Origin of the sequence: Rhodococcus indonesiensis, from assembly GCF_047782815.1 — a bacterium.
GTDB lineage: Bacteria > Actinomycetota > Actinomycetes > Mycobacteriales > Mycobacteriaceae > Rhodococcus > Rhodococcus indonesiensis.
This window is the reverse complement of record NZ_CP180630.1, coordinates 2,550,469-2,566,836: the sequence shown is the minus strand read 5'-3', so window position 1 is coordinate 2,566,836 and position 16,368 is coordinate 2,550,469. Positions and strand designations below refer to the sequence as shown.

16 protein-coding genes are annotated in these 16,368 nt (G+C 68.0%); 8 read left to right on the top strand and 8 right to left on the bottom strand.

All coding sequences use genetic code 11. From position 1 onward, the window contains the following. Positions 1–18: 18 nt before the first annotated feature. The 8 genes from ACM26Y_RS12035 (at position 19) to ACM26Y_RS12000 (ending at position 7,636) form a co-directional block, all read left to right on the top strand. Positions 19–909, top strand: a complete 891-nt coding sequence (locus ACM26Y_RS12035; RefSeq protein ID WP_003935436.1) for a TauD/TfdA dioxygenase family protein — start codon at positions 19–21, stop codon at positions 907–909. 53 nt (positions 910–962) lie between these two features. After that, positions 963–2,015 (top strand): 3-keto-5-aminohexanoate cleavage protein, encoded by a 1,053-nt coding sequence (locus tag ACM26Y_RS12030; protein WP_003935437.1) that lies wholly within the window; start codon positions 963–965, stop codon positions 2,013–2,015. A gap of 153 nt (positions 2,016–2,168) precedes the next feature. Then, a complete protein-coding gene (locus ACM26Y_RS12025) occupies positions 2,169–3,527 on the top strand; it encodes an MFS transporter (RefSeq protein ID WP_416063520.1) in 1,359 nt (452 codons plus the stop codon). Between the two features lie 42 nt (positions 3,528–3,569). After that, positions 3,570–4,157 carry an RBBP9/YdeN family alpha/beta hydrolase gene (locus ACM26Y_RS12020; protein WP_003935439.1) on the top strand — a complete coding sequence of 196 codons (588 nt, stop codon included), beginning with the start codon at positions 3,570–3,572 and terminating at the stop codon, positions 4,155–4,157. 71 nt (positions 4,158–4,228) lie between these two features. After that, complete coding sequence (locus ACM26Y_RS12015) at positions 4,229–4,987, top strand: CoA transferase subunit A (RefSeq protein WP_003935440.1); 759 nt, start codon at positions 4,229–4,231, stop codon at positions 4,985–4,987. A 1-nt stretch (position 4,988) separates the two neighbouring features. Beyond that, positions 4,989–5,642, top strand: a complete 654-nt coding sequence (locus tag ACM26Y_RS12010; protein ID WP_003935441.1) for a CoA transferase subunit B — start codon at positions 4,989–4,991, stop codon at positions 5,640–5,642. Positions 5,643–5,678: 36 nt separating this feature from the next. Further along, the gene (locus tag ACM26Y_RS12005; RefSeq protein ID WP_003935442.1) at positions 5,679–7,265 is read left to right on the top strand and encodes a long-chain-fatty-acid--CoA ligase; all 1,587 of its coding nucleotides are present in this window, start codon (positions 5,679–5,681) and stop codon (positions 7,263–7,265) included. After that, positions 7,262–7,636, top strand: coding sequence for a carboxymuconolactone decarboxylase family protein (locus ACM26Y_RS12000; RefSeq protein ID WP_040271302.1), 375 nt, complete (start codon positions 7,262–7,264; stop codon positions 7,634–7,636). The genes ACM26Y_RS12005 and ACM26Y_RS12000 overlap by 4 nt, the downstream gene beginning before the upstream one ends. Positions 7,637–7,696: 60 nt before the next feature. On the opposite strand, the gene ACM26Y_RS11995 is transcribed toward ACM26Y_RS12000, so the two are convergent. The 8 genes from ACM26Y_RS11995 to ACM26Y_RS11960 all read right to left on the bottom strand — a co-directional run bounded on the left by ACM26Y_RS11995 (position 7,697) and on the right by ACM26Y_RS11960 (position 16,027). Further along, positions 7,697–9,475, bottom strand: coding sequence for a glycoside hydrolase family 15 protein (locus ACM26Y_RS11995; RefSeq protein ID WP_040271373.1), 1,779 nt, complete (start codon positions 9,473–9,475; stop codon positions 7,697–7,699). An 85-nt stretch (positions 9,476–9,560) separates the two neighbouring features. Next, complete coding sequence (locus tag ACM26Y_RS11990; RefSeq protein WP_003935445.1) at positions 9,561–9,758, bottom strand: DUF4177 domain-containing protein; 198 nt, start codon at positions 9,756–9,758, stop codon at positions 9,561–9,563. A 78-nt stretch (positions 9,759–9,836) separates the two neighbouring features. Beyond that, positions 9,837–10,658, bottom strand: coding sequence for a class II glutamine amidotransferase (locus ACM26Y_RS11985; protein WP_003935446.1), 822 nt, complete (start codon positions 10,656–10,658; stop codon positions 9,837–9,839). A 105-nt stretch (positions 10,659–10,763) separates the two neighbouring features. Beyond that, positions 10,764–11,300: a hypothetical protein gene (locus ACM26Y_RS11980; protein WP_003935447.1), complete on the bottom strand. Its 537-nt coding sequence runs from the start codon at positions 11,298–11,300 to the stop codon at positions 10,764–10,766. A gap of 106 nt (positions 11,301–11,406) precedes the next feature. Next, positions 11,407–13,143: a SulP family inorganic anion transporter gene (locus ACM26Y_RS11975; RefSeq protein WP_040781598.1), complete on the bottom strand. Its 1,737-nt coding sequence runs from the start codon at positions 13,141–13,143 to the stop codon at positions 11,407–11,409. 191 nt (positions 13,144–13,334) lie between these two features. Beyond that, positions 13,335–15,080, bottom strand: a complete 1,746-nt coding sequence (locus ACM26Y_RS11970; protein WP_416063519.1) for an alpha/beta hydrolase — start codon at positions 15,078–15,080, stop codon at positions 13,335–13,337. Positions 15,081–15,111: 31 nt separating this feature from the next. Next, a complete protein-coding gene (locus ACM26Y_RS11965) occupies positions 15,112–15,444 on the bottom strand; it encodes a three-helix bundle dimerization domain-containing protein (protein WP_003935450.1) in 333 nt (110 codons plus the stop codon). Positions 15,445–15,610: 166 nt separating this feature from the next. Further along, positions 15,611–16,027, bottom strand: a complete 417-nt coding sequence (locus tag ACM26Y_RS11960; RefSeq protein ID WP_003935451.1) for an SHOCT domain-containing protein — start codon at positions 16,025–16,027, stop codon at positions 15,611–15,613. Positions 16,028–16,368 lie beyond the last annotated feature (341 nt).

Sequence of the window (16,368 nt, the reverse complement as noted above, 5' to 3'; positions counted from 1 at the left end):
ACTTCCGAAGGACCACCCATGACCACCGCCACCCGACCGCCGAGTCCGGTCTCCACGGCCTTCCGGGTCGAACCACTGACCTGCACGATCGGTGCCGAACTGTTCGACGTGGACCTCGGCGAGGTCTCGCGCGACGACGCGCTGTTCGCCGAGCTGCGGGCCCTGCTGCTCGAGCACAAGGTGCTGTTCTTCCGCGACCAGGACATCACCCGTGCCGAGCACGTCGCCCTGGCCGAGCGGTTCGGCCCACTCGAGGATCACCCGGTGGTCGGCAGCGACCCCGACCATCCCGGGCTGGTGCGGATCTACAAGGACCTCGACAGCCCGCCCGAGCACTACGAGAACGCCTACCACTGCGACGCCACCTGGCGCGACAACCCCCCGCTGGGATGCGTGCTGCGCTGTGTCCAGACCCCGCCGGTGGGCGGGGACACCATCTGGGTGAACATGGCCGAGGCCTACCGGCGCCTGCCCGGATCGGTCAAGGAGCAGATAGCCGGCCTGCGGGCCCGGCACAGCATCGAGGCGAGCTTCGGCGCCCAGCTGCCGCTCGAACAGCGCCATGCGCTGCACGCCCGCTACCCGGATGCGGAACATCCGGTGGTGCGTACCCACCCCGAAACCGGCGAGAAGATCCTGTTCGTCAACTCCTTCACCACCCACCTGGTCAACTACCACACCGCCGAGAACGTCCGCTTCGGCATCGACTACGCCCCGGGCGCCGGGAACCTGCTGCAGTTCCTGACGAGCCAGGCGTCGATTCCCGAGTACCAGGTGCGCTGGCGCTGGACGGAGAACAGCATCGCCATCTGGGACAACCGCTCCACGCAGCACTACGCGGTGCAGGACTACTGGCCCGCCGTTCGCAAGATGGAACGCGCCGGGATCGTCGGCGACCGGCCCTTCTGAGCTCTTCCCTTCCTTCCCTTACACCGTCCACATTCCGAAACGGAGACCCGAAAATGCACTTCCACGACGACGCCCTCTTCCCCGAGAACCAGGAGAAGCTGGTCATCACCGCCGCGCCCTACGGCCCGGAATGGGAGCTCGACGACTTCCGCGAGGATCTTCCCCTGACCATGGACGAGCACGTCCAGCAGGCGGTGGACTGCTACGAGGCGGGCGCCACCGTGCTGCACATCCACGTCCGTGAACTCGACGGCAAGGGCAGCAAGAGGTTGTCGAAGTTCAACGAGCTGCTCGCCGGCCTGCGCGAAGCGGTGCCGGACATGATCCTGCAGGTCGGCGGATCCATCTCCTTTGCTCCCGAAGGTGAAGGCGCCGAGGCGAAGTGGCTCTCGGACGACACCCGGCACATGCTCGCCGAACTCGACCCGGCGCCGGACCAGGTGACCATCGCCATCAACACCAGCCAGATGAACATCATGGAGCTGATGACGGCCGACGACATCGCCGGCACCTCGATGGAGCGTCCGGAACTCGCGGCGACGTACCGGGAGATGACCGTGCCCGCCGGTCCGGAATGGGTTGCGGAGCATCTGAAGCGACTGCAGGCCAAGGGTATTCAGCCGCACTTCCAGCTCTCGTCCATCCCGCAGCTCGAGACGGTCGAACGCCTGATCCGGCGCGGGGTCTACACCGGACCGTTGAACCTGACGTGGGTCGGTATCGGCGGCGGCTTCGACGGCCCCAATCCGTACAACATCATGAATTTCGTCCAGCGGGTTCCGGATGGCGCCTGCCTGACCCTCGAGACGCTCATGCGGTCCGTGCTCCCGGTCAACGCGATGGCCATCGCAATGGGCCTGCACACCCGCTGCGGCAACGAGGACACCATCTGGGGCCGCAAGGGCGAGAAGATGACCTCGGTGGAGCAGATCCGGCAGCTGGTCCGCATCGCCGGGGAACTGGGCCGCGAGGTCGCCACCGGCAAGGAGGCCCGCGAGATCTACCGGATCGGCGAGACCTACCGCGACGCCGACGAAACCCTCGCCAAGCTCGGCTACGCCCCCAATCGCCGGCCCGGACAGGTCGGCTTCACCCACCACGGCTGAACCACGGACCCCCGGGGCACGCGACCCGCACCGTGTGCCCCGGGACCCGGCCGGTGACCGAGTCCGTCGAGCCCTCCCTGTCCTCGCCCCTCTCGCGGTGGGCGCTCCCCGATGCGCATCCCCGCCCGCCGCCCCAGCCTTGCAGGAGCACCCATGGGATCGTCCACCTCCTCCCTGGAGAACCACACCGCCACCAGCACCCCCGCCGGTCCGAGGACCCGATCGCGGAAGTACCCGTGGCTCGTGTTCGCTCTCACCTTCGGACTGCTGTTGTCGGACTACATGTCCCGGCAGGTTCTCAGTGCCGTCTTCCCGTTCCTCAAAGCCGAATGGGCTCTGACCGATTCACAGCTCGCATCGCTGACGAGCATCGTGGCGCTCATGGTCGGCCTGCTCACGCTTCCGCTGTCGCTGCTGGCCGATCGCTGGGGCCGGGTCAAGAGCCTGGTGCTCATGGCGGTGCTGTGGTCGGTCGCCACTCTCATGTGTGCGGTGGCCACCAACTTCGAGCAGATGCTCGGCGCGCGATTTCTCGTCGGCGTCGGCGAGGCCGCCTACGGCAGTGTCGGAATCGCGGTGGTGCTGAGCGTGTTCGCTCCCCGGGTCCACGCCTCCCTCAGTGGGGCGTTCATGGCCGGCGGCTCGTTCGGCTCGGTCCTCGGTGTCGCCCTCGGCGGCGTCATCGCCGTTCATCTGAGCTGGCGGTGGTCGTTCGCGGCGATGGCGGTCTTCGGGCTCATCCTGGTGGCACTGTTCCGCGCCCTGGTCACCGAGCGCAAGCTCGCCGCGCACGCCGCCGACGACCGGCCCGCTGCCGTCGACGAGCGAGCCGCCGGTGCCGCGACCACACCGCCGGACGGATTCCGCGCGCCGGTGTCGAGCCTGTTCACCAACCCCGCCGTGCTGTGCGCCTACGCCGGCGGCGGCCTCCAGATGTTCACCGCCGCGGTCCTGCTGTCGTGGACGCCGAGCTTCTTCAACCGCTACTACGGCCTCGCCCCGGACAAGGCCGGCGTCGCCGCCTCGATCGTCGTCCTGCTCGTCGGCAGCGGCATGGTGGTGTGCGGGATCGTCACCGACCGCGTCGGACGGCACGACATCACCCGCAAGTGGACCACCGCGATCGCCTTCTGCGCCATCTCCCTGGCGTGCCTGGCCCTCGCGTTCCGTCTCGACACGGGCACCGCGCAACTGGTGCTGCTCGGGATCGGTGCGTTCTTCTCCGCCGGATCCTCCGGACCCACCGCGGCCATGGTCGCCAACCTCACGCACTCGTCCGTCCGCGCGTCCGCCATGGGGACGCTGACCGTGGCCAACAATCTGCTCGGCCTCGCCCTCGGCCCGTTCGTGGTGGGCATCCTCGCCGACCGCCTCGGCCTGCGGGAAGCGCTGCAGCTGTCCCCGCTGGTCTACGTCCTCGCCATCGGCGCACTGGTAGCAGGCAAACGCCTCTACCCGCTGGGCCTGCGCAAGTTCACCACCCTCGGCACCGGCTCCGGCGCGGCTGCCTGAACGACTGTCGTCCCGTTCCCACCCCATCTCCCGGAGTCCCCCGTGAACCCCTCCCACTCCCCGACCGTGGTCATCGTCCCCGGCCTGCGCGACCACGTCGCCGATCACTGGCAGACCCTGCTCGCCGAACGTCTTTCCGACGTCCGGACCGTTCCTCCGCTCGAGCGCGACAAGCTCAGCCGCGCTGCCCGCGTCGCCGCACTCGACGAGGTCCTGCGTGAGATCGACGGACCCGTGGTGCTCGTCGCCCACAGCGCCGGCGTGATGATCACCGTGCACTGGGCGCAGAACCCGACGCGTCCGATCCAGGGCGCGCTGCTGGCCACGCCGGCAGACCTGGAACTACCCCTGCCCGAGGGCTACCCGACCACCGACGACCTCGACCGGGGCGGATGGAACCCCATCCCCCGCCGCAGGCTGCCGTTTCCGAGCATCGTCGCCGCCAGCCGCACCGATCCGCTCGGCGGCTACCGGCGCATCGCCGGCATGGCCGAAACGTGGGGCAGCCGCCTGGTGGACCTCGGCGACGTCGGGCACCTCAATCCCGCCGCCGGATACGGCTACTGGCCCGACGCCGAGAACCTGCTCCGGCAACTGCTCGACAGCACCGCCCTCCCGGTACACAGCTGAACCCCACCGGCACCGCGACTCCGTCCCCGTCCACACTCCGAGCGCCTCGCTCACGTCCGGAAAACCACGAAATGACCAAGATCTATGAAACGGCCGCCGAGGCGGTCGCCGACGTTCCCTCCGGAGCCTCCCTCGCCGTCGGCGGGTTCGGCCTGTCCGGCATCCCGGACCAGCTGATCGCCGCGATCGCCGCCGGGGACGCGACCGACCTCGAGGTGTTCTCCAACAACTGCGGCGTAGACGGCCGCGGACTGGGAATCCTCCTCGAACGACGACGGATCCGACGAGTGACGGCCTCCTACGTCGGCGAGAACAAGGAGTTCGCCCGGCAGTACCTCTCCGGTGAACTCGAAGTGGAACTGACGCCGCAAGGCACCCTGGCCGAGAAGCTGCGCGCCGGCGGCGCCGGCATCCCAGCCTTCTTCACCCCGGCCGGTGTCGGCACCCCCGTCTCCGACGGTGGCCTGCCGTGGCGCTACCACCCCGACGGCTCGGTGGCAGTCGCGTCCCCACCGAAGGAGATCCGCGAGTTCGGCCGCAAGCAGTACGTGCTCGAAGAGTCCATCACCGCCGACTATGCACTGGTACACGCCCTGCGCGGCGACACCGAGGGCAACCTGGTGTTCAACAAGGCCGCAATGAACTTCAACCCGCTCGCCGCGACGGCCGGACGCATCTGCATCGCCCAGGTCGAACAGCTCGTCGCACCGGGCGAGATCGACCCGGGCCAGGTACACCTGCCGGGCGTCTTCGTCGACCGCATCGTGCACACCGGCGCCCAGGACAAGCAGATCGAAAAGCGCACCGTCTCGACGGGAAAAGGAGCCTGACGTGACCGTAGTAGCAGAACCCAAGATCCTCGGATGGTCGCGGACCGAGATGGCCGCCCGTGCCGCGGCCGAACTCTCGCCCGGCCAATATGTCAACCTCGGTATCGGACTGCCGACACTGATCCCGAACCATCTGCCCGCCGGGGTGAAGGTCACCCTGCACAGTGAGAACGGAATCCTGGGCACCGGCCCCTACCCCACCGAGGAGCAGGTGGACGCGGATCTGATCAACGCGGGCAAGGAGACCGTCACGGTCGAGCCCGGCGCGTCGTTCTTCGATTCGGCGACGAGCTTTTCGATGATCCGCGGCGGTCACATCGACACCGCGGTGCTCGGCGGGATGCAGGTCTCGGCCACCGGTGACCTCGCGAACTGGATGGTGCCCGGCGCGATGGTCAAGGGCATGGGCGGGGCGATGGACCTCGTCCACGGCGCCGCCAAGGTCATCGTGCTCATGGAACACACCGACAAGCACGGCAATCCGAAGATCGTCGAGAAGTGCACGCTGCCCCTCACCGGCCGAGCCGTGGTGCAGCGCATCGTCACCGATCTCGCGGTCGTCGACGTCACCGACCACGGACTGGTCCTGGTCGAGACCGCGCCCGGCGTCACCGACGAGCAGGTCCGCGCCGCCACCGGCGCTCCCCTCGTCTGATCCCCTCGTCCCCCTTCCGACAGGACATCGATTCGTATGCTCAATCTCTCCGTGTTACTGGAGGACTCCGCGCGCCGCTACCCCGACCGGACCGCGCTGGTCCTCGGCAGCGAACGACTCACCTACGCGCAACTCGACGCGCAGGCCAACCGGATCGCCAACCTGCTCGTCGCCGAGGGCGTCGCGCCGGGCGACAAGGTCGCGCTCTCGTGCCCGAACGTCCCCCAGTTTCCCGCCGTCTACTACGGCATCCTCAAGGCCGGCGCGGTGGTCGTGCCCCTGAACGTTCAGCTCAAGCCTCGCGAGATCGCCTATCACCTCGACGATTCCGGTGCCGCCCTCTACCTCTGCTTCGAAGGGACCGCGGAACTTCCCGTCGGCGAATACGGCAGGGCCGGTTTCGACCGGGCCGACCGTTGCCGCACCATGCTGCTGATCACCCGCGATCCGCAGGCCCCGTCCCCGCTCGACGGTATCGCCACCCTGGCCCACGCCACCGCCGAACAGCCGGACACGTTCGCCACCGCCGTGCGCGAACCCGTCGACACCGCCGTGATCCTCTACACCAGCGGCACCACCGGCCGGCCCAAGGGCGCCGAACTGACCCACGCCAACATGGTGCTCAACGCCCTGACCGCGAACCGCCTGTTCGACAGCACCCCGCAGCGTCCGGACACCTATCTGCTCACCCTGCCGCTGTTCCACTCCTTCGGCCAGACCGTGACGATGAACGCCGCACTGTCGGTCGGTGCCACCTGCGTGCTCATGCCCCGCTTCGACGCCCCCGCGGCGCTGCACCTGATGGACGAGCACGACATCACCGTGTTCGCCGGGGTGCCGACAATGTACTGGGCGCTGCTCGGTGCGCTCGACGCCGCGAAGGCGGCCGGCGTCGACGTCGAAAAGATCGCGCGGACCATGCGTCGGGCGATCTCCGGCGGCGCGGCGCTGCCGGTGGAGATCCTCACGCAGTTCAAGGACAGGTTCGATGTCCAGATCCTCGAAGGCTACGGCCTGTCCGAGACGTCACCGCTGGCAATGTTCAGCGACCCCGAACGCGCCCCGCGTCCCGGTTCGATCGGCGTACCGGTGTGGGGCATCGAGGCCGCCCTCGTCGACGAACACTGGAATCCCGTCCACGACGGCGTCGGAGAACTCGTCCTGCGCGGCCACAACATCATGACGGGCTACCTCGGACGACCCGAGGCGACCGCCGAGGTGATGCGCGACGGCTGGCTGCGCACCGGCGACCTGGCCCGGCGTGACGAGGACGGGTTCTACTACATCGTCGACCGCGCCAAGGACCTCATCGTCCGCGGCGGTTTCAACGTCTACCCCCGCGAGATCGAAGAGGTCCTCATGACCCACCCGGCCGTCTCCCTCGCCGCCGTCGTCGGCGTCCCCGACAATCGTCACGGCGAGGAGGTCAAAGCGTTCGTCATCCGCGAACCGGGCGCACAGATCACCGAACCCGAGCTGATCGCCTGGTGCAAGGAGCAGATGGCCGGCTACAAGTACCCGCGCCACATCGAGTTCGCCACCGTACTGCCCATGACCGCCACCGGAAAAATCCTCAAACGCGAACTGGTTCCAGCCGTCGCAGGTCAGGGCAGTGGCCGATGACAACCCACGACGCAGCTTCGTCCATCGTCGACCGCCTCAAGCGCGAAGGAAGTTGGAACCCGTTGTGGGACGGACTCGACGAACTCGATCCCGGATGGACCGAGCACTACCTGACTGCCACGCTGCAACCCTACGAAAGCGGTGTGCTCCCGCCGCAGGTCGTCCAGTTGCTGTGCATTGCGGTCGATGCCTCCTGCACCCACATGTACGGGCCCGGACTGCAGCGGCACATCCGGGCCGCACTCGATCTGGGCGTCACCGCACACGAAATTCTCGAAGTCCTAAAACTCGCCACGACCGTCGGCATCCACTCGCTCAACCTCGGCGTGCCGATCCTGCTCGAGGAACTGTCCGCGCGGGACTCGTCCTGACCTCCACCGGCCGTGCCGAGGCACGGCCGGCAGTCCTGACATCTCGTGCCGCGTACCCGGTCACCTCTCGTCGGCTGCGCCCTCTGCCGCGGCGATCGCGTAGGCCGCACCGATCAGGGTCAGGTGGCTGAACGCCTGCGGGAAGTTGCCGACCTGGCGACCACGTCCGACGTCGTACTCCTCCGCCAGCAGCCCGAGATCGTTGCTCAAGGCGGCGAGCCGCTCGAACAACGTCCGAGCCTGCTCGAGACGGCCGTTGCGGGCGAGCGCAGCGACCAGCCAGAACGAGCACGCCAGGAACTGGCCTTCGTCGCCGGGCAGACCGTCGTCCGTCCGGGAGGTCGAGTATCTCGAGACGAACCCGTCGCGCCCGAGTTCGCGGGTGACCGCGTCGATCGTGCCGGTCACCCGCTCGTCGGTGCCCGGCAGGAAGCCGACGAGCGGAATCGTCAGCACGCTGGCGTCGAGTTCCTCCGATCCGTAGTACTGGGTGAAGGTGTTGCGCTGCGGATCGTAGCCGCGCTCGCACACCTCGTCGTGGATCTCGTCCCGTAGCCGCCTCCACCGTTCGACCGGACCGTCCAGGTCGTAGCGTTCGACCAGGCGGACCGCCCGGTCGAACACCACCCATGCCATCACCTTCGACTGGGTGAAGTGCCGCCGCGGCCCGCGGGTCTCCCAGATTCCGTCGTCGGGTTCACCCCAGATCGACTCGACGTATTCGATCAGAGTGCGCCAGCGCGGCCACAGGTGCGGTTCGACCCGCCCCACGGCCTCGGTGCTGAGGAAGGCGACGCCGATCAGTTCGCCGTAGACGTCGAGCTGGAACTGTTCCGAGGCGGCATTGCCGACCCGTACCGGGGCGGACCCCTCGTATCCCGGCATGTCGGGCAGCTCGAACTCCGTCAAGCGCCGCTCACCGCCGATGCTGTACATGATCTGGATCTTCGCGGGGTCTCCCGTGCCGACCCGCTGGAGGAAACTGCGGAACGAGAACGCCTCCTCGGTGTATCCGCCGGCGAGAAGGGATTCCAGGGCCAGCACAGAGTCACGGATCCAGCAGAACCGGTAGTCCCAGTTGCGCACTCCCCCGATGTCCTCGGGCAGGGACGTCGTCGGCGCTGCGATCAGCGCGCCGGTCACCTCGTAGGTCATGGCCTTGAGCACGATGAGGGAGGTGAGTACCTCGTCCCGGTACGGTCCGGCGTACTCGAGCCGGCTGCTCCACTCGTGCCACCACGCCTGCGTGCGGGCCAGCGCCGAGTCCGCGTCCTCGACCGACGGCGGGGGACCGAAGGAGTAGTGCCAGCACAGCGTGAAGCGCTCGCGTCGCCCCTCGGCGACGGTGAAGTCCGCCGTCGCATCACCATCCGATATCCCCAGCGGCACCGGAGTACTCAGCCGGAACGAGTCGGGTCCCGCGGTGGCGAGTACACCGTCGGCAGCGGGCTCGACCCAGGGCGTGATCGTGCCGTAGTCCGGTCGGAGCGACAGACGCATCCGCATCGACACCCTGCCGCGCAACCCCTCGACGATGCGCATGAGCCGCGGAGGTCCGTCGCCGCGGCGCGGCATGAAGTCGATCACGCGGACCGCACCGTCCGCGGTCTCGAAGTCGGTCTCCAGGATGAGCGTTCCGGGGCGGTACCGCCGCGTGACCCCCGTGATCTCGGCTGCCGGGCGCAGACTCCAGTGCCCGTGCCGATCGTCACCGACCAGCGCGGCGAAGCACGACGGCGAATCGAACCGAGGCAGGCACAACCAGTCGATGTTGCCGGCGCGGCCGACGAGCGCGGCACTCTGCAGATCTCCGATCAGACCGTAGTCTTCGATACGCATCGCATACTCCCGCTGGTCGGTCGTGTACCGCCGGTGATGCACACACGTGCGGTTCCGGTGACGCGCCGGGCGCCGCCGGCGTGTCTCAGTCTTCGCGCTCGAACGTCACGAGCATTCCCTCGACGCCGCCTGGACCGAGCCGGCCCTTGATGTCCGCCGACGTGATCGCCTTCAAGCGCCACCCCTGTCGGGCCTGTTCGTTGAGGAGCCGCTCGAGCTTGTCACCCGACATCTTGCCGCCGAGCATCTTCTCGCGAACTTCGATCACCTTGTACGTGTACACGCCGCCTCCTCCTGATTGCCGGATGTGTCCGCCGGGCCGGGTGCCCAGCACGACTCGCGACATTCCTTCCGGTGAATGTCAGACCGGCTCGAGCGGCCGGAACGGGAGGATCTCGTCCGCCCCGGGCCGGACGATTCCGACGGACGCCTCGGGCACCTCGTTCCAGGCACCCGGCAGGTCGCGCAGTGGTTCGGAGACCACGAAGCGGGTCTCGGGGCCGAGGCGATGCAGCACCTCCACCTCCGGATGCAGCGCCCGGACCTTGTCGACCGCCGTGGAAAAGAACAGCGAGCGGCTGCGGCCCACGCTCGAGTACCGGAAGACCCACAGGGATTCGCCGTCGGTGGTGGCCACGGTCATCTGCACCGGGTCGTCGACGCCCTTGGCGCGAGCGACATGTTCGACGGTCCCGACGGCCCGGGAGACCGCGGTGATCGGATCGTCCGACAAGCCGAAGGTCAGGGCGAGGAAGAACAGTACCTCCGAATCCGTCGACCCCTCGATGTCCGGATACAGTTCCGGATCGACCGCCAGCACCAGATCGCGTTTGATGCGCCGGAATTCGCTCAGCACCCCGTTGTGCATCCACAGCCAACGGCCGTGACGGAACGGATGACAGTTGCTGCGCTGAACCGGTGTGCCCGTCGAGGCGCGGATGTGCGCGAGGAGCAGCGGCGTGCGCACATGGGCGGCGAGTTCCCGGAGATTGCGGTCGTTCCACGCCGGATCGACCCCTTTGAACACGGCCGGCTCGTCCTCCTCGCCGTACCACCCGATCCCGAATCCGTCACCGTTGGTGGTGGTCGCCCCGAGCCGCGAATGCAGGCTCTGGTCGATCAGGGAATGCTCGGGCTTGAACAGCAAGTCCTCCACGAGGATCGGATCGCCCGAGTAGGCCATCCATCTGCACACCACCTCATTGCATCACACCGGCGCCGTCCCCGGCTCGAGAATGCCGAGGTTGCCGCCGGAACCGAGCGGTCCGGTACCCCCTCGTGACAAGGGTCAGTGAGTGAGCACGATCTTCACGATCACGACGACGGTCGCGATCGCGGTCAAGAGCGCAGCAGCAACCACCGACGCACGGGTGGGACGTTCGCCCTTCAACCGGCCGATGACCCACACGATTCCTCCGATGCGGACCAGCACCGCGACTTCGGCCACGATCTGGGCGGTCCTCGGCTCGAGCCATCCCAGCAGCGCGGTCCCGAGGACTGCACACGGCAGCACAGCGGAACTGAGAATCGGTACGGAGTTGCGCAGCTCGCGGATCTTGTCCGCTCGAGTCACCGTGATTCCTTCTCGGACACTCTGACCCACGCCTTCGGCGAAGGCATGGGCAAGGAAGGTGGACAGGGCCGTGCCGAGGACGACGAGAATCCCGACGTGCTCACTCGAAGTGGCGATCGGCACCAGCGCCGCAAGGACGAGGACATTGCCGTAGACGTAGGCGCTGATCCGACTCGCCGCGTTCTCGCGGTCCAACGGTCGACGGCGCGAGAACAACGGGCCGTGAAGCAGCGCGTGCGTATCGGTTCCCATCGGATCCCACCTTTCTCCTCAACCGGATCGAGCCGTGGCTCGCAGGTCACATCGTGGGACCGTCGTACAGCGACGTGCCGTTCGGTCGAGCGGACCGCTCCGGGTGTCACGATTCCGCGCCGTCGTCGTCTCCCGGTCGGATCGGGTCGTGCAGCCGATCGCGGGACTCGAAGGCGTCCACGGCAGCCTCGAGCGTGGGATGGAAGCGGGACGGATCGAAGCGGTCGCCCACCCCGAACCGCACCAGCCGATCCTTGATCGGGCCCTTCATCTCCGCGAACACCAGCCTGATGCCGCAACTCTCCAGGTAGCGGTCGAGGTCGACGAGTTCGTCGACCGCGGTGGTGTCCAATCCGATGATGGGTTCGGCGGCGAGCACGACCCATTCGACCGGACGGGGAGAATCGGTCACCAGCGAGCGGACGTAGCGATCGAACATCTCCCCGTTGGCGAAGAACAGCGGGGCGTCGAATCGGACGATGACCAATCCCGGGATGCGCCGGCCCTCGGGATGACGGGCGAGGTCGTGGAAGCCCTCCCGATCGGGCACGGCCACCAATTCGGCCCGGTACGGCTGCCACACCCGCACCACCACCGCGAGGAACGACAGTCCGATCGCGACCAGGATGCCCTGCAGGACTCCCACCAGCGCGACGCCGACGAATGCCGCGGCCGCGAGCAACGCCTCCGTCCGGCTCATACGCCACATCTGCACCAGCCCGCGGACGTCGACCAGCGCCGTCGCCGCGACGATCACCACCGCTCCGAGGGTCGCCTGGGGCAGGTACGCGGTCACTCCCGGTGCCAGGAGGACGAACAACAGCACCGCCACGGCGCCGACCACGCCGGCAAGCTGGGTACGCGCCCCGCTCTGCTCTGCCACAGGCGTGCGCGATCCGCTGGCAGAGATGGGAAACCCCCCGAACATGCCACTGGCCACGTTGGCGACCCCGATCGCCTTCATCTCCGTGTTCCCGTCGACGTTCTCCCCCCGCCGGGCAGCGAAGGTGCGGGAGAGCACACCGGAGTCGGCGAATGCGATCAGCGCGATGCCCGCGGCCGGTCCCACCAGAGACGCGACGTCACCCCAGTCGACCCCGCCGAACGAGGGACGCGGCAGGCCCTCGGGCAGTGCGCCGACCATGTCGATGTCGTCGCTCAGATCCGCCACCGCGGCCACGATCACGGCTCCCACGACCGCGACGAGCACCCCCGGGACCCTCGAATGCAGCACCTTGAAACCCACGATGACCAGCAGCGATGCGACTCCGACCCAGGCAGCTGTCGGATCCACCTGCCCGTCCCCCACCGCGCGGGCGATCGCGCCGATCTCACCGAGCAACCCGGACGCGTCCACCGAGAAGCCCAGCAGCTTCGGCAACTGCCCGACGATGACGACGAGCGCGATGGCGTTGAGGTATCCCAGCCGCAACGGCTTGGACAGCAGCTCGGTGACGAAGCCGAGGTTCAGGAATCCGCCCGCGATCATGATGGCACCCACGAGCACGGCGAGGACGCCGGCCAATGCGAGGGCGCTCTCGGGGTCGTCGGTCACGGCCAGCGGCACCACCGCCGCCGCGATCAACGGCGCCAGCGACGAATCGGGGCCGAGGACGAGGATCTTGGACGGCCCCACGATCGCGTAGGCGAGCAGCGGAACGATCGTCGCGTAAAGCCCCGCGTACGCGGGCAGTCCCGCCGCCTCGGCGTATCCCATGCCGGCGGGGATCAACAGGGCAGTGAGAACGAGACCCGCGACGAGATCCGAGCGCAGCCAGTCCCGACGGTAGCCGCGTACCGTCTCGACTCCGGGCAGTCGAGCGAGAGCTCGCCTCCGAGACATTCCGCAAGTATGGCACCGCCCACAGGGCGCTCACCGCACTTCGGGCAGTCCGCATACCTGCTGCCGCGCGAACGGATTTCGTGGCACGGCCTCGCCGGCATCCGACGGGACGCGGCCGCTCGTGCCGCGCTGCGTCGACCGGATCCCGAACGCCGTGCGCGGGAGGACGGCGATCCGCATCGACCGGTGCCCTACTCCCCCGCGTCGATGATGTCCCGGAGGGTGGCGAGTTGCTCGGTGGTGATCCCCACCGGTTGCACGACCGTGTTCAAGCCGTCGACGTACTCGCCGGTGTACTTGTGGCCGTGGCCGCCGGGCACTCCCGTGGAGAACGGCAGATCGGCGGTGACCTGCCAGAACGTGACGAACGGAATCCAGACCATGTCCTCGAGCACGTCCCGGCCGGGTGCCTCCCCGATCCAGTCCGGTTCGCGGAGAATCAGATTCGGACTCCACCACACGATGGGATCGGACGGATGCATCAGGTACAGCACCCGGCTGCCGTCCCACGGACGATCCGCGGGAGGAATGCCGCCCTGCGGATCGTTGGTGAACCGCACGGTGCGCCCGTCCTTGTAGACCGGTTCGACCTCCGGACTGCCGGGTTCACGCCGGTCGCTGAATTCCCGGAACAGCGTGTTGAAGTTGGGGGGCCCGGCGAACACGGTTCCCGAGGTGCGGTTACGCAGATCGTATTCGCCGCTGAAGGCGGTCTCGCCGCCGAACGAGCCGAGACTCTCTCCGGCGACGAACAGTCGGGGACGGGCGTCCTGGGGCAGCTTCGACCACACGTCGTACACCGCGTCGAACAGATCGCGACCGGCCTGCCGAGCCTTCGATTGGTCCACCAGATAGGAGATCCACGACGGCAGGTACGAATACTGGACCGTCACGGTCGCCGCGTCGCCCCCGGTGAGGTACTCGAACGAATCCACCAGCGCCGGGTCCACCCACCCGCTCCCCGTGGTCGTGACCACGAGCAGATTCGCCCGCTCGAAGCCTCCGGCACGCTCCAGATCCTGGACCGCCGCCGCTGCCCGAGCCTCGGAGTCGTCCGCCGACGCCAGACCGGCATACGTCCGAATCGGCTCCACAGCCGGGCGGCCGACGAACTGTGCGATCTCCTCGGTGGTGGGGCCCGAGCCGATGAAGGTGCGCCCCTGGTACCCCAACGAGTCCCACGGCACCACCGAACCCGGTCCACCCGATCGCAGGCTCGTCTCGGGTTGCTGCACGCCCTCGGGAGTCGTGGTGTCGCGCAGAGAGAATGCGGAGTTGGCGACGTTGACGAGGCCACCGAGCAGCACACCCGAGACGACCGCGTAGACCAGCCAGGCGACCGCGATCCACCCGAGCACCCTCGCCGCGCGATGCCCGATCCATCTGTCGAGCAGAGTGGTCAGCCACCGGTACGCGCCCCGCACGCCACGTCCGATCGCGAGCAGGAGACCGAAGACGAGCACTGCCACGAACGGCGAGAGGACGACGAGCGCGACGTTGTACTCGGTGACTCCCATCAACGTGCGGATCTGGTGCTGCCAGTATTGTCCGGCGGCGAAGGAGCCGACGAACAGCACCGTCGCCGCGGCGAGGAAGACGTACCAGGAGCCGCGCCGCGGGCGCCGGGGACCGCGATCGGCGAAGGCGCGCCACACGTACGCCGCGAGTACTCCCAGCCCGTAGCCGATCGCGGCGGTGATGCCGCAGATCACGCCCTGGAGCAGGCCTCCTCGAGGCAGCAGCGACGGCGTGAACGACAGGCACGCGAAGAGCAGTGCGCCCCAGCACCCCGGAAGGGTGACGAACAGCAACCTCCGGCGGCGCCCGGTCTCGCGATCCGTGTCGTCCGCACTCGGCGCGTCCTGGGGCTCGGTGCCGGCAGCACGGACTCCGCTGTTCTGCTTCCCGGGCGTGCTCGCCGCCGGTTCGTCCTCCACCCTGGGTCCGTGCGCTGTCATCGCCGTCCGCCTACGCGAGTTCGATCCGAGACGACGCTGTGCCCTCATCGATCTCGCGGCGGGCTGCCTTCTCGATCAACAGGGACAGGAAGTCCCGGACCTTCGCATCGGCGAACCGCTTCTCGACGGTCCGCACCACGACCTCGATGTCGCCGCGCGACATCGACGGAAAGCGCACGGCGAGGCGAGTGACGATCAGCTCGAGCTGCACGGCTTCGTCCCCGCCCGGTGGGGGCACGTCCCGGGTGCGGACCCGCCTCAGGTCGCTGGTGGCCGGCTGCGGAGCCGACCGCGCCGACGCGGGACGGACATCGCTCCTCGGGTCGAGGGCACTGTAGACCATGTCGCACTCCTTCCGCGTGCACCGGCCGACTCCGCCGGATCCGTCCCCGAGAGTTGGAATCTACTTCTGCTGCAACGGACCCGACCACGAATTCGACTGCCGGCCACCTGCCCTCACCGACATGATGAAAGGACGATCGCACCGGACTTCCGGTCCCGCTCGCGACTCAGCCGACGGGGACGCCGTCACGACCAGCGGTACCCCGTCCCAGCGCCTGAGCTTTGAGGTGCTCGAACTCGGCGGCCGTGATCGCACCCGAGTCGAGTAGCGCCTTGGCGTCGGCGATCTGCTCGGCCGGGGACTTGCCGGCCGCGACGTTCCGGATGTACTCGTCGGTGGCCTGCTTGGCTTCCGCCTGTGCCTGCTGCGCCCGCAGCGCCATCCCCCGGCCTCGAACGATCAGGTAGACCAGTGCGCTGATGTACGGGAAGAGCACCAGCACGACCACCCACACCGCCTTGGCGAAGCCGGATACGGTGTGATCGCGGAACAGGTCGACGAGAATCTGGAACAGCACGATCAGATACGCCACGAAGGCGAATACGACGACCGTGTACCACACGTAATCCCAGAAGGAATCCATCAGGTCAGCCTCCTCGATCGGACCGGCAAGGTGATCAACTCGAATCCGGCCGGAATGAAATTCTCGGATCCTGCTACGGCGATCCCGGCGCGCTACGGTACCGCCCTCGTCCGCGACTCGACCGAGTTGAGCGGACCCCGACGGTTCAGCGAACCCCGACGGAGGAACCGTCCCCCGGGTTCCGGCAGATCCGACTCCGGAACCCCGCTCGATTACCGACGTCCACCACCATCACCGCGGCCTCGAGGACCGCGGGTGGTACATCGCCACCGAAATCGGTGGTAAGCCGATCGACCGTGACAGCGTCGGCACCAGCACCCGGCATGCTCATCTCGCATCCA